The sequence below is a fragment of the Micromonospora sp. NBC_01796 genome (assembly GCF_035917455.1).
In the GTDB taxonomy this organism is placed as follows: Bacteria; Actinomycetota; Actinomycetes; order Mycobacteriales; family Micromonosporaceae; genus Micromonospora_G.
This window is the reverse complement of sequence record NZ_CP109078.1, coordinates 2,863,889-2,876,902: the sequence shown is the minus strand read 5'-3', so window position 1 is coordinate 2,876,902 and position 13,014 is coordinate 2,863,889. Positions and strand designations below refer to the sequence as shown.

General features: G+C 70.8%; 14 protein-coding genes. 1 reads left to right on the top strand and 13 read right to left on the bottom strand.

The annotated features are described in order from the left end of the window. Positions 1 to 10 precede the first annotated feature (10 nt). The 4 genes from OIE47_RS13265 to OIE47_RS13250 form a co-directional block, all read right to left on the bottom strand. Positions 11 to 598 (bottom strand): hypothetical protein, encoded by a 588-nt coding sequence (locus OIE47_RS13265; protein WP_326561793.1) that lies wholly within the window; start codon positions 596 to 598, stop codon positions 11 to 13. Positions 599 to 684: 86 nt separating this feature from the next. Next, positions 685 to 1,074: an ACT domain-containing protein gene (locus tag OIE47_RS13260; RefSeq protein WP_326561792.1), complete on the bottom strand. Its 390-nt coding sequence runs from the start codon at positions 1,072 to 1,074 to the stop codon at positions 685 to 687. 75 nt (positions 1,075 to 1,149) lie between these two features. After that, positions 1,150 to 1,611 (bottom strand): PAS domain-containing protein, encoded by a 462-nt coding sequence (locus OIE47_RS13255; protein ID WP_326561791.1) that lies wholly within the window; start codon positions 1,609 to 1,611, stop codon positions 1,150 to 1,152. Between the two features lie 183 nt (positions 1,612 to 1,794). After that, the gene (locus OIE47_RS13250; protein ID WP_326561790.1) at positions 1,795 to 2,535 is read right to left on the bottom strand and encodes a hypothetical protein; all 741 of its coding nucleotides are present in this window, start codon (positions 2,533 to 2,535) and stop codon (positions 1,795 to 1,797) included. Positions 2,536 to 2,694: 159 nt separating this feature from the next. Here OIE47_RS13250 and OIE47_RS13245 point away from each other — a divergent pair, with 159 nt between their 5' ends. Continuing rightward, the gene (locus tag OIE47_RS13245; RefSeq protein ID WP_326561789.1) at positions 2,695 to 3,903 is read left to right on the top strand and encodes an arginine deiminase; all 1,209 of its coding nucleotides are present in this window, start codon (positions 2,695 to 2,697) and stop codon (positions 3,901 to 3,903) included. 39 nt (positions 3,904 to 3,942) lie between these two features. Here OIE47_RS13245 and OIE47_RS13240 read toward each other — a convergent pair whose 3' ends face one another. The 9 genes from OIE47_RS13240 to OIE47_RS13200 form a co-directional block, all read right to left on the bottom strand. Continuing rightward, positions 3,943 to 4,869, bottom strand: coding sequence for a DUF5926 family protein (locus tag OIE47_RS13240; protein ID WP_326561788.1), 927 nt, complete (start codon positions 4,867 to 4,869; stop codon positions 3,943 to 3,945). A 101-nt stretch (positions 4,870 to 4,970) separates the two neighbouring features. Then, positions 4,971 to 5,381: an ATP-binding protein gene (locus OIE47_RS13235; protein ID WP_326563086.1), complete on the bottom strand. Its 411-nt coding sequence runs from the start codon at positions 5,379 to 5,381 to the stop codon at positions 4,971 to 4,973. Positions 5,382 to 5,457: 76 nt separating this feature from the next. Further along, positions 5,458 to 6,918 (bottom strand): PAS domain-containing sensor histidine kinase, encoded by a 1,461-nt coding sequence (locus tag OIE47_RS13230; RefSeq protein ID WP_326561787.1) that lies wholly within the window; start codon positions 6,916 to 6,918, stop codon positions 5,458 to 5,460. Between the two features lie 50 nt (positions 6,919 to 6,968). Beyond that, positions 6,969 to 7,766: a glycerophosphodiester phosphodiesterase gene (locus OIE47_RS13225; protein ID WP_326561786.1), complete on the bottom strand. Its 798-nt coding sequence runs from the start codon at positions 7,764 to 7,766 to the stop codon at positions 6,969 to 6,971. A gap of 2 nt (positions 7,767 to 7,768) precedes the next feature. Next, positions 7,769 to 8,104, bottom strand: coding sequence for a rhodanese-like domain-containing protein (locus tag OIE47_RS13220; RefSeq protein ID WP_326561785.1), 336 nt, complete (start codon positions 8,102 to 8,104; stop codon positions 7,769 to 7,771). A 56-nt stretch (positions 8,105 to 8,160) separates the two neighbouring features. Continuing rightward, on the bottom strand, positions 8,161 to 9,243 hold the full coding sequence (locus OIE47_RS13215; protein WP_442792088.1) for an LCP family protein: 1,083 nt from the start codon (positions 9,241 to 9,243) through the stop codon (positions 8,161 to 8,163). A gap of 109 nt (positions 9,244 to 9,352) precedes the next feature. Then, entirely contained in the window at positions 9,353 to 10,552 is a 1,200-nt protein-coding gene (locus tag OIE47_RS13210) for an LCP family protein (protein WP_326561784.1), read from the bottom strand. A gap of 143 nt (positions 10,553 to 10,695) precedes the next feature. After that, on the bottom strand, positions 10,696 to 11,958 hold the full coding sequence (locus OIE47_RS13205) for an LCP family protein (protein ID WP_326561783.1): 1,263 nt from the start codon (positions 11,956 to 11,958) through the stop codon (positions 10,696 to 10,698). Between the two features lie 77 nt (positions 11,959 to 12,035). After that, the gene (locus tag OIE47_RS13200; protein WP_326561782.1) at positions 12,036 to 13,013 is read right to left on the bottom strand and encodes an NAD-dependent epimerase/dehydratase family protein; all 978 of its coding nucleotides are present in this window, start codon (positions 13,011 to 13,013) and stop codon (positions 12,036 to 12,038) included. Position 13,014: the final 1 nt, after the last annotated feature.

The window sequence follows — 13,014 nt, the reverse complement described above, 5'->3', positions numbered from 1 at the left end:
GCGGTCCAGCCTACGCACCGGTGGTGGGCGGGGGCGTGGTGTACCCGCCGGCAACCTGGGGCGGGGTTTCGCAGGCAGCGGTCTTGATGCCGGCGGGTGCGCCGGTACGGACCGGGATGCTGCACACGTCGGTCCCGGCGGTGACCAGGGTCAGTGCGGTCGCCGGTCCTTTCGACACCACCTGCCACGGGCCCCGGTCACCGACCTGGACCACGGTGTACTGCCAGTCGCCGGCGCAGAGCGGGCCGGGGGCCGGCACGGTCAACTGGACCCCGCGCGGGATCCCGCTGGACGAGCGGCGGAGCAGGGCGACCACCTGGTCGGCGGTTGGTTTGCCCTGGCATGCGACGGCGGTGTTCTCGCCGAACAGCGGCGTGGGGGTCGGCCAGGTGCCGGGGGTCTGGGTGCGGGTGCCCGGCGTGACCGGGGTGCCGGTCGGGGTGGGATGTGCGGTGGCCGGCGAGGGCAGTTCGCTGCCGGGCGGTTTCCGCAACTCCGGCGGGGTGCCACAGCCGGCCAGGGCGAGGCCACCGACGAGCAGACCGCTGGCGACGAGCCGGCGGGCCACGGTGGTACGTGAGGATGGTGCGCGGAGCACGGGCCGATTCCTTGCGCCGGGGCGGAGAAGCCGATCAGTTGACCGGGCCCCATGGTATTCCTGTGGACCGGCCGCTAGATAGATGCTCAGCCGGAGACGCGGTGACCGGCGTGGGTCAGGGTGGCCAGCGCCTCGGCGAGTCGGACCGCCGGCACCATCAGGTAGTCGGTGTCGTAGGTGGAGAACGCGAAGATGTTGACCCGCGCGTCGGCGAGCGGTACGACCAGCGAGGCCAGGATCCCGGTCAGGGCCATGTCCAGCGGTCCGGCGACCTGTAGGCAGCGCCACGGGGTTTCGACGGTGGCCTCGACCGGTGCCCGGTCGGCCCGACAGATGATCGACACCTCGTCGGCGGTCCAGGTCACCGACAGGACGCCGGACTCCGCCGTACCGCCCAGCAGGCCGGCGGGCAGCGACGAGCCGGCCGGCAGCCGGCACACCGCGTACTCCTCCGGAAGCAGAGCGATATCCAACATGAGGGCACCTTACGGTGAGCCCGGTCGACCGCCCAACTCCTTACTGTGCGGCGAGCGACACAGTGGGTCGGCCGGTCAGACCGGAGCGAAGAAGGTGAGGGAGCCGGCGACCGCCCCTGCGACCAGCAGCGGCGTCGAGATCGCGTCCACCGTCGCGTCGGTTGTCGGACTGGTGCCGGCCTGGACCCGGAGCAGGCCACGGGTGAGCCGGCCGGAGCTGAGCGCGAGCAGCGGCGGGATCTTGTCGACCTCCTGCTCGTTCAACTCGCCCCGGGCGGCGGTGAAGTCGAGCAACCGCAGTTCGCCGTCGAGCAGCGGGTGGCCGACCACCTTCGCCGGGGCGCTGAGGCCGAGCAGGGTGCAGCACGAGTCGGAGATGGCGGTGATCGTCGTACGCAGGTCGATGAGGAGACATGCCTCGGCGGCCAGGGAGACGCTGGCGGACCAGTTGGCGAAGCTGTCGGACTCGTGATCCGCCGAGGTCCCGGTGGAGGGTGGCACGAACGCCTCGGTGAGTGAGAGTTCGACGTGGGCCACCGCGCCTCCTATGCAACTTCACCAGTCGGACCCACGCTAGCCGACCGCGACGGTTCGGTGCTTACCCCCGGTGGGGCCGTCGCGACGGCGAGCCATGACAGCGCACGGTCCAGGGCAGGGCCGAGCGATGCCACGGGGGCGAAAGCGGACTCCCGCCCCGATAGGTGACGTTGGCTGGTGACGTTACCGGTGGCTGGCCCGCTTGTCAGCGGCCGTTCGGCCGTCCTCGTACCAACGGTAGTCCGCAGCGGACCGGTAGGGGCCGTTCAACCAGGTGGAAGGCGCCTGTGCGACCCGGGAGAGTTTTTCCGCGGTGGCGGCGCTGATCCGGGTGCCGCCGGCCACCAGGAGGCGGTCCAGTTCGCGGTGGGTCGCGACCAGACACTCCTTCGGCAGGCCGTAGACACTGATCACGCCGGAACCGACGAAGGTGAGGACCGGGGTGACGGGTACGTTCAGGCCGACCGCGGTGGAGAGCGCCTTGCTCGCCCGCTTGGCGTCCCGGCGTGCCTCGGCGACGTAGTTCGGGCGCTTGCCGTTGATCTGGACCACGTCACCGGCGATCATGACGCGGGCCCGGCCGTGGTCGGCGATGGTGACCGCGAACAGGCCGCTGGGTCCGATCGCGAGGAAGCTGGCCCGCTCGTCACGGGCGCCACGGTCGAGGGCGATCGGGTGGCCACCGGCCAGCTCCGCGCGCGGAACGTCGATCACGTGCCAGGAGGGACCGAGGTGGTCGAGCTGGTGGAGTGCGCGTGCGGCAGCTCCCTCGACCCGGCGGGCTTCACGTTCGGCGCGGCGACGGCGGGCCCAGTCCAATGGGGTGGGACGAACGGCTTCGAGCGTCCCGGACGGCCCGGTCGGCGGCGGGGCGGGTAGGGCTCGGGCGGTGGGTACCGCTCGGCGCGCAGGAAACACAGTCATCGTGACCTCCGGCAAAAGGTCCCTCGGGTTATGTCTTCACTACCGTACGTGGCCACACCGGTGGTTCTGCAAGACGAACCGCTGAGTGAGTATGGATGAATGCCATATTCACCCCCAGCCCGTTTTCCCGGATGGTGACAAGTCCTGCCCTACGCTTCGATGGTGACACACTACGTCGACAGTGAGGTAGGTCGTCTTCGTACGGTGCTCCTGCACCGGCCCGGCGGCGAACTCGCCCGGCTCACCCCGCGCAACAACGGCTCGCTGCTCTTCGATGCCATCCCATGGGTCGGACGGGCCCAGGAGGAGCACGACGCCTTCGCCGCCGCCCTCGCGTCCCGTGGCGTCGAGGTCCTCTACCTGGGAAACCTGCTGGCCGAGACGCTGGCCCTGCCCGACGCCAGGGCCGAGGTGACCGAGCAGGTGCTCGGCGACCCCCGGCTCGGTGAGACGCTGCGGCGGCGGGTGGCGGACCATCTGACCTACCTCGACCCGGCCGCGCTCGCCACCGTGCTCATCGCCGGGCTCGCGCACGAGGAACTCCGTACGAGTTGGGACCGGCCCGGCGGGTTGGTCTACACCTTGCTCGACCGACACGACTTCGTCATCGACCCGTTGCCCAATCTTCTCTTCACCAGAGATTCATCCACCTGGATCCGAGACCACGCCGCAGTGACGAGTCTCACTATGCCCGCCCGTCAGCGGGAGACCTCGCTGACCGACGCGATCTACCGGCACCACCCCCGGTTCGGCGGTACGCCGTTCGTCTACCACCCGGGCCTGGAACGGATCGAGGGCGGCGACGTGCTGCTGCTCGCCCCGGGGGTGATCGCGGTCGGCGTCGGTGAACGGACCACACCGGCCGGTGCCGAACGGCTGGCCCGCCGGGTCTTCGCCGCCGACCTGGCGCACACCATCCTGGTGGTGCCGATCGCGCAGGAACGCGCCACCATGCACCTCGACACCGTCTGCACGATGGTCGACGTCGACACGGTCCTGATGTACGCCAACGTCGCCGACACCCTGACGGCGTACACCGTGGTCAACGGCCCCGACGGCGAGCCGCAGGTCGACGGGCCGGCGCCGTTCCTGCGGGCGGCGGCCGACGCGATGGACCTGGACACGCTGCGGGTCATCGACACCGGCCTCGACCCGGTCACCGCCGAACGGGAACAGTGGGACGACGGCAACAACACCCTCGCCCTGGCCCCCCGGCTCTGCGTCGCGTACGAACGCAACGTGGAGACGAACGCCCAGTTGGAACGGGCCGGGATCGAGGTGATCCGGATCGCCGGCTCCGAACTCGGCTCGGGGCGAGGCGGCCCGCGGTGCATGTCCTGCCCCCTGGTCCGCGACTCACCCCGCTGACAGCGGCGGGGCGAGATTCGGCGAGCGCTGGGGCCAGGGTCAGCGCAGGGTCAGTTGGCGGCCGACCAGGCCCTGGCGGGCGCGGCGGGCGGCACCGTCGAGCGGCGACGAATCCGCGAGCGCCGCCGCGTACCGCTTGGCGAAGTCGGCCAGCGGGGTCTCCCACTCGTCCGCCTCGGGATCGCGGGGCAGGTCCCAGACCGGTACGAGCCGCCCGTGGGCCCGGAACATCCCGGCGAACCGGGTGCCCTCGCCGAGCGTCAGCTCACCGGCGGCGCCCAGGCGGGACAGCGCGTCGAGCGCGGCGTCCTCGTCGTCGGGCAGCACCCAGCGCACGTGGCTCTTCTCCGGCACCCGGCACCAGTACGCGGCCGGAGCGGCGGCGAGCCGTACGGTCGGGTAGATCGACGCGTTGGCCCGCTCCAGCGACGCCTGCACGGTCGGGTCGTCGGCGGCGTCGGGGTCCAGCCAGAAGTCGAAGCCCTCGTGCATGGTGATGTCGAGCCGGTCGGTGACCAGCAGGTCCTGCAGCCGGGGACCGACGCCGGGCAGCGGCGGCACCGACACCTGCTGTCCGGGTTCGGCGTCCAGGGCGGCGAGCAGTGCGACGGCGAGGTCCCGGGAGACGTCACCGGACTGGTCGTGGCGCTGGAGGCCGATGAAGACCCGCCCGTCCGGCTTGGTCATCGCCGGCCACGCCATCGGCAGCACGGTGGAGAGCATCACCGGCCGGTCGCCGTACTGCTCGACGAGGTCGGGGGTGAGCTGGAGCGGGGCCGACGCGGCCGGTACGAGTTCGCGCAGGGCGATCCACTCCGCCTCGTCGGCGAGTCCCTCGAACGGCCGGGGGACGAAGACGTCGCGGACCTTCTCCCGCTTCTCCTTCGCCGGCCGCTGGCCGCCGTCCGGCGTGCTGTTCGAACCGGCAACGGCCGAGGACCGGGTTTGCTTTCGACGCTTGCTCACGGCGAGACAGCCTAGAGGATCGGGGCCGGACTCCGGGTCGCTCGGTGCCCCACCGGCCGGTCGACGGTCCCGGGCACGGTCAGGACAGGGCGACGGGGCGGTCAGTACAGCGCGACGAGGCGGTCCGCGGCGGGGGCGGCGAGTTCGGCCCAGACGCTCTGCCCGAGGCCGTCCCGTTCGACGCCCCACTGGGTGGTGAGGGCGGTCACGATGTGCAGCCCACGGCCGTCGATCGCCTCCAGCCCCAGCGTACGGATCCGGGGGGAGGTGTTCGCGCCGCCGTCGGTGACCCGGATCCCGACCACGTCGGTGCCGGGACCGTGACGCAGGCGCCAGGCCACCCGGACCACCCCGCCGGGCAGCGGCTCGGCGTGCCGGACCGCGTTGCCGACGAGTTCGGCCAGGACGGCGACGACGTCGGCGAGCAGCTCCGCCGGGATGACCCCGGACAGCTCGGTCGCCAGCCGTTGCCGGGCCGTCCGTGCTCCGCTCGCCTGGTGCGGCACGACCACGCACCACGAGCGTTCAGCGATCCCCGTAACCACGGACGTGCCTCCTCGGAGCACCGCCGGAATCCATCGGTGCGGATCACCCTCTGGGCAGCCGCACCTCTGCGACCGTACCGCCCCCGGCCCGAGGTCGCAGGGAAACCCATCCATTCTGTCGTTCGACGATCCGGCGGACCAGGTAGAGGCCGAGCCCGGCCCCGGGGTACTGCCGGCGGTCGCCGGACTCGCCCTGCCAGAACCGGTCGAACGCACGCTCCACATGCTCGGGTCGGATGCCTACGCCACGATCGCTGACCCGGAACGCCACCGTGTGCCCGTCGGCCTCGGCGCGCAACTCCACCGGGGAGTCGGCGGGTGAGTACTTGTCCGCGTTGGTGGCCAGTTCGGTCAGCACGGTCGCCAGGCTGGCCCGGTCGCCGAGCGCCTTGGGCAGGTCCACCGGGAGCGCGAGGACCAGTCGGCGGCGCAGGTGCGCGGGCAGGTCGGCGACCGCGGCGCGCAGCGCCTCGACCAGGTCGAACGGTACGGGGGAAGCGCCGCCCACCGGACCCGCGTCGTTGGCCGCCGAGAGGAGCCGGTCGACCAGGCGGGCGAGTTCGCCGGCCCGTTGCCCGATCACCCGTGCCGCCTGGCGTCGGTCCGGTTCGGAGAGCGAGTCCCAGTGGTCGGTGAGGGTGTCGGCGTACCCCTTGATGACCGTCACCGGCGTACGGAGTTCGTGGCTGGTGACGGCGACGAACAGGTCGGTGTCGTGGTCCTGCCGGAACTGGTCGGTGACGTCGCGGAAGGTGACCACCCGGGAGGCGACCGTGCCGGGCAGCTCCCCCGAAGTGATCTTGATCCACCGTCCGTCCGGCAGCCGGTGGTCGAGGACCTGCCCCGGCGGCGGCAGGGGGAAGGGCAGCGGGTGGTTGAGCGCCTGGGCCGCGGTCCGCCCGACGATCTGTTCCGCCGCCGGGTTCCAGAGCCGGACGAAGCCGTCCCGGTCGGCGATGGCGAGCCCGTCGGCGAGCGCGGCGACCACCGGCCCGTCCCCGTGTACGGGCAGACCCGCCTGGTCGCCGTACATGTGCGCGACGCAGGAGGCGACGTACGTCAGGACGGTGCGGTGTTCCGGGCCGCAGTCGTCGTCACCGTCGGGATAGAGGGCGTGCAGGCTCCCGATCATCACCCCGCCGATCTCCGCCCGCGCCACCACCATCCGGCGCAGGTCCGACCGGTCGGGTTGGTGGGCCAGTTCCCAGGAGAGCGCGTCGACCCGCATGTCCTGCACCCGGGCACCGGACCGCAGCCGTTCGGTGGCCGGGTCGCCGAGCGGCACCGGTCGGCCGAGGGCCCACTCCGCGGCCCCGGTGGCGGCGATGATCCTGCCCCGGGTGGGGCCGTACTCCACAAAGGCCATGCCGGCCGCGCCGACCGTCCGCTGGGCGACCCGGAGCAGGTGACCGAGGACCGGCAGCGCGGCGTCACCGGAATTGATCATTTCGATGACGACGGTGTGGCCGGCGACGAGAGCGGGGTAATCGGGGCGGTCCGGCATGCCCCGAGTCTGCCTTCTCCGGTCGGCTTTGGGCAGTCCCGGTCGGCCGGTCAGCGACCCAGCCGGTCGAGGATGAGCGCCGGACGGTCGGTGATGATGCCGTCCACCCCGGAGTCGAGGACCAGATCCAGGTCGTCGGGTTCGTTGACCGTCCAGACGTAGACGCGGTTGCCGGCGGCGCGTAACGCCGGCACCAGCCGGGGACGGGCCCGGAGCAGCCCGATGCCGGGGCCGGCGATCTGGGCGCCGAACGGCAGCCGGCCCACGCGCATCCAGGGCGGCAACACCTCGAGCAGGAGCACGGTCGGCAGTTGCGGGGCCAGTTCGCGGATCCGGCGTACGGCCAGGGGCGAGAACGACATGACGGTGACCCGTACGGTTTCGTCCGGGTTCCGGTCGACCAGCCCGTGCTGGCGGAGCAGGTCGACCAGCCGGCGCTCGACGTCGGCCCCGTACCGGGTGGGGTGTTTGGTCTCGATCAGCAGCTCGACCGGGCGGCCGGCGGCGCGGACCGCGCGCAGCAGCCCGTCGAGGGTGAGCAACCGGGTCCGGGACGGGTCCGCCGGTACGTCGGTCGGCAGGTCCTCGCCGGCCATGGCACTGTGCCACGAGCCGAAGTCGAGCTGGTCCAGCTCGGCGAGGGTACGGGTGCTGACCAGCCCGGTGCCGTTGCTGGTCCGGTCCAGCCGCCGGTCGTGTACGCAGACCAGGTGCCCGTCGCGGGTCAGCCGGACGTCGCACTCCAACCCGTCCGCGCCCTCGTCCAGCGCCCGCAGGTACGCGGCCAGGGTGTGCTCGGGCAGCACCGCGGACGAACCGCGGTGTGCGAACACCAGTGGACCGGTCATGCTCAGATCACTCGGGCGGGCTGCCCGTTCTCGCTCTGCACCGGTCGGCCGGACGCGGCCCACTCCTGCATCCCACCCTCGAGGTTGCGTACGTTGTCCCAGCCGTTGCCGAGCAGGTAGGAGACCACCTGGCCGGAGCGGCCCCCGGACCGGCAGACCACGACCACGTCCTGGTCGGTGGGGAGCTCGGCGAGGCGGGCCGGCACCTCCATCATCGGCAGGTGGTGGGCGCCGGGCGCGTGGCCGGCCTCCCACTCGTCGGGCTCGCGCACGTCGAGCAGGTACGCCTCGTCGTCGACCTCGGACACCGTCACGGTGGGAATTCTCGATCCGTTCACGGCGTCCAGCCTAGAGCCGGACGGTCGGGCCGGTGCGGCCGGGCGGTGCCGCGCCGCTACAGCTTGTTCACCCATTTTGGGTTGGCTTGTGCCCAGCCGTCCAGATCGGGCCCCCGCAGGGCCTGGAACAGCCCGGTCGCGCTGTCGTCCAGCACCACGTACGACGTGTCGCCGATCATCTCGGAGCGGGACGGGACCTGGATGCCCCTCATCGCCTCGGGGCGCAGCCCGCGCAGGTCGAACAGGATGTCCTGGGTCGGTTTGCCGTTGGTGTCCACGGTCAGCGAGGCGCCGACCGCCCGGATCACCTGGTCGAGCTTCAGCGGGTTGGTACGCAGGTCGCTCGCGCTGGCCTTGTCCATGATCGCCCGGAGCAACTGCTGCTGGTGCCGCTGCCGGTCGAAGTCGCCGGCCGGCAGGTCGTAGCGCTGGCGGGCGTAGTCCAGCGCCGTCGCCCCGTTCATGTCCTGGCAGCCGGGGTTGAACTGGACGTTGGTGTGGATCGACCGTACCGGGGTGTCGACGCACATCTTCACCCCGCCGAGCAGGTCGATCACCTTGCGGAAGCCGGAGAAGTCGATCAGCGCCGCGCCGTCGAACCGGAGCCCGGTGATCTGGGTCAGGGTCGCCGAGAGCAGCCGGGCGCCGGGCTGCCCGCCGCCGCCGTAGTGGAACGCGGAATTGATCTTGTCGGACCCGCCGGGATAGGCGTTCGCCGGCGAGGGCGGGATCTCGACCAGCAGGTCCCGGGGTACGGAGATCAGGTAGGCCCGGTTCAGCCCGGCCGGAATGTGCACGATCAGGATCGTGTCCGCGCGCTGGTCCGACTGTGCGGTGGCGGCCCGCCGGTCCGAGCCGACCAGGAGGTAGTTGAGCGGGCCGTTGCCCGCGGCCCGGTCCCGCCGGGCGGCGGGGTCGAGCAGCAGCTCCTTGGCCACGCTGTTGTCGTACCGCTGGGTCACCCCGCGCAGGCCGAGGCCGGCGACGACGGCGATCAGCACCAGGCCGATCCCGATGCCGAGCAGGACCTTGGGCCAACGGGCGGTACGGCGTACCCGTTTCGCGCGTCCTCGTCCCGATCCGCCGGAAGACGACGAATCGGCCTTGCGATCCGAGTGTTCCGGCTGCTCCCGACCCACTCGTTCGGATCTGTTCGTGGCAGCCTCCCGGACCCTGCCGCGTGGGCATCTCCCACGTCCGGCCTGAATCCGGGCTACCCGTCCAGGGGCGTTTGTAGCGTCGCCCCGGTCACTTCTTGGTGGAGATCACGCTGGGGTTGGCCGCGATGAACTCGGCGAGCTTGTCGTCCTTGACCGCCTTGAACATCTCGAGGCTGATCGGCTTGAGCACCTCGCGCTCCTCCGCACCCTCCTTGACCGAGTTGAACGCGCCGTCGTTGGTGCGGAGCATGACCATGTCGTTGGCGGCCACCCCGCGCAGGGTGAAGACGAAGTCGCCGATCTCCGTGCCGCCGGTGTCGAGCACGAACGCCTCACCGGCGGACTTGACCAGGTCGTTGAGCTTGAGCGGGTTGGTCATCACCCCGCCGTCCATCGCCTTCTTCGCCATCGCCTTGATGAGCTGCTGCTGGTGCTGCTGCCGGTCGTAGTCGCCGTTCTTCAGGCCGTAGCGCTGGCGGGAATAGTCCAGCGCCTCCCAGCCCTCCATCTCGCGGCAGCCCTTCTTGTGCACCACCGGCTTCATCGGCTTGCCGGTCTTCTTGGCGTCCGCGTTCCACATCGGCTTACCGTCGACCAACTTCATGTGGTACGACTCGACCTCCTGGTCGACGCAGAGGTGCACCGAGCCGAGCGCGTCGATGACCTTGCGGAACCCGCCGAAGTCGATGATCGCGGCACCGTCGAAGCCGATGCCGGTCAGGTTCTTGATGGTGGCCGCCGTGAGCTGTGCTCCGCCGGTCCAACCGGCACCGTTCTTGGCGCCGATCTCGAACGCGCTGTTGATCTTCGCCGTACCGCCCGAGTAGCCGCTCTTCTTCGACGCCGGCACCTGCACCTCGGTGTCCCGGGGGATCGAGATCAGGTACGCCTGGTCGTGGCTGGCCGGGATGTGCAGCACGATGATCGTGTCGGCCCGCACGTTCTCCGGGTCCCACGACCCGCGCACGTCCACCCCGAGCAGCAGCAGGTCGATCGGTCCCTCGAGGTCCTTGCCGCCCTCGGCGTCGCTCTTGCCGGCGTCGCCGAGCAGGTTCTCCTGGTCGATGGTGCTGGTCGCCTGGTTGATCACGACCTTGCTGCCGATGATCGCGACGCCGCTGCTCACCACCAGGACCGCACCCATCACCAACGCGAGCCGGGCCCAGAGCGGGTCCTTGCGGCGGGCGCGCTTGCCCGGCCTGCCGGACTTCCCGACTACGGTCCCGCTGCGAATCGGCTTCTCGGTCTGGTCCGGCGACGAGGGCCGTCGGCGGGTCTGAACCGGCATACTCGCTCCAGTTCGCGGATCGATGGGGGCGAGCCCACTGTACGGACAAGAACCCCAATTGCGCGAGTCTTGTACGTTTCAAACCCGTGTCGTGTCCATCGTCATACTCGTCGATGGCTCGATTCCCGCATTTCCGTTCCGAATCAGTTACTGTCCGGGGTTGCCGGAGCGCCGTTTGCCTGTGCCCACTCGGCCATCTTGTCGGCCGCCATCGCCTGGTACATCGCCAGTGCCTTCTCCCGGTCGGAGACCACCACCGACTCTCCGTCGATGGTGTCGCTACCGACGTTCGGACTGGTGAAGAAGCGCAGGTTCTCGCCGCGCAGGTTGCGGAACTCGACCGCCATGTCCACCAGGGAGAAACCCTCGTCCACGGTGACCGAGGCGGTGACCGACTTGAGGAACCCGTTCAGCTTCGCCGGGTTGGTCAGCGTCCCGGAACTGGCCGCCTTGTCCAGCAGCGCCTTCAGGAACTCCTGCTGGTGGCGCATCCGGGCGAAGTCGCCGTCCGGGAACTGCTTGCGCTGCCGGATCCAGTCGAGGGCCTCGGTGCCGTTCATGTGGTTGACGCCCTTGTTGAACTTGCGGAACGGCTTGTGGATCGAGGTGACGGTCCGCTCGACGGTCAGGTCCACCCCGCCGAGTGCGTCGGTGACCTCCTTGAAGCCGCCGAAGTCGATCGCCATCACGTGGTTGATCCGTACGTCGGTGACACACTCGACGGTCCGTACGGCCAGCGGCAGACCGCCGAACGCGAACGCACCGTTGATTTTCCCTCGCCCACCGCTACCGCACTCCGCCCCGGCCCCGTCCGGAATGGGCACGTATAGATCGCGGGGAATGGAGACGAGATAGGCCTCTTTGTGGTTGGCCGGTATGTGCATCACGATGATCGTGTCGGCCCGCCATTCGCTCGACTCGTCCACCGGCGCGTCGGGATCGCGGGAGTCGCTGCCCACCAGCAGGATGTTGAGCGCGCCGTTGACCGACTTCGGCCGGTCGCCGGTCAGCGCCGAGAACGGGTCGGTCCGGGCCAGGTCGTTGTCCAGCCCGCGTACGTAGATCCAGGTTCCGCCGGCCGCGATCAGGGCGAGTACGAGCACCGCGGCACCGGCGACCAGGGCGATCCGGCCCCAGCGCGGACGCGGGCCGGGGCGTACCGGCCCACCGGGCGGCACCGGTCCACCGGGTCCGGACGGTCCGCCGGGTCCACCCGGTCCGACGGGTCCGGAGGGTCCACCGGCTCCGGGGCCGTACTCGGGGTCCTGCCGGCGCGGGGGTCTGCCGTAGGTGCGCCCGGTGCGACCGGGGTCGGACCCGGAGGCCGAGGCGCGCCCGGCGTTACCGCCGCCGGAACGCAGACGGGCGGTGGCGGGCAGGGGACCGACGGACGCGCTGGCTGACATGTGCATCAGGGTACGGAGGGATGCCAAGGGGCGCTGGGCAGCAACCGCCGGGCCGGTACGAATTCGCCTGCTCCGGATCAGCCCAACCGGTGGCTGAAGTGCTCGATCGTACGACGGAGTCCCTCGGTGGGGGTGACGGTCGGCGCGTAGCCCAGCCGCTCCCGGGCCAGCGTCAGGTCCGGCCGGCGCATCTCCGGGTCGTCAGCGGTCCGGTTGACGTACGCCACCGAGGAACCGCTCCCGGTCAGGCTCACGATCAGCTCGGCCAGCTCGGTCATCGTGACCTCGTGCTCGGTGCCGCAGTTGATCGGACCGGTCTCGGTCGAGTCGAGCAGCAGCAGGATGCCCCGGACCAGGTCGTCGACGTAGCAGATCGAACGGGTCTGGGTGCCGGTGCCGTGCACGGTGATCGGCTCGCCGCGCAGCGCCTGGGTGATGAAGGTCGGGATGGCCCGCCCGTCGTCCGGCCGCATCCGGGGCCCGTACGTGTTGAAGATCCGGACGATGCCCGCGTCGAGCCCGTGGAACCGGTGGTACGCCATGGTGGCCGCCTCGGAGAACCGCTTGGCCTCGTCGTAGACGCTGCGGATGCCCACCGGGTTCACGTTGCCCCAGTAGGTCTCCTGCTGCGGGTGCTCCTTGGGGTCGCCGTACGCCTCGGAGGTGGAGGCCATGACGAACCGGGCACCGTCGGCGACCGCCCGGTCGAGCAGGTGCAGCGTGGCGATGGAACCGACCCGCAGGATCTCGATCGGCAGGGAGGCGAAGTCGGTCGGGCTCGCCGGGGACGCCAGGTGCAGGATGGCGTCGAACCGCTCGGCGATCGCCGGCTCGTGCTGGGGCAGACCCTCGGAGACGTCGGCCTCGACCAGGGTGAATCGCGGGTGCTCGATCAGGTGGGCGACGTTCTCCTTCGACCCGGTGACGAAGTTGTCCACCGCGACGACCGTGCAACCACGGGCGATCAGCGCGTCGACCAGGTGAGACGGGACGAACCCAGCGCCTCCGGTGACGAGAATGCGGTGACCTTGTCCGAATCGCTGGGTTACCACCATG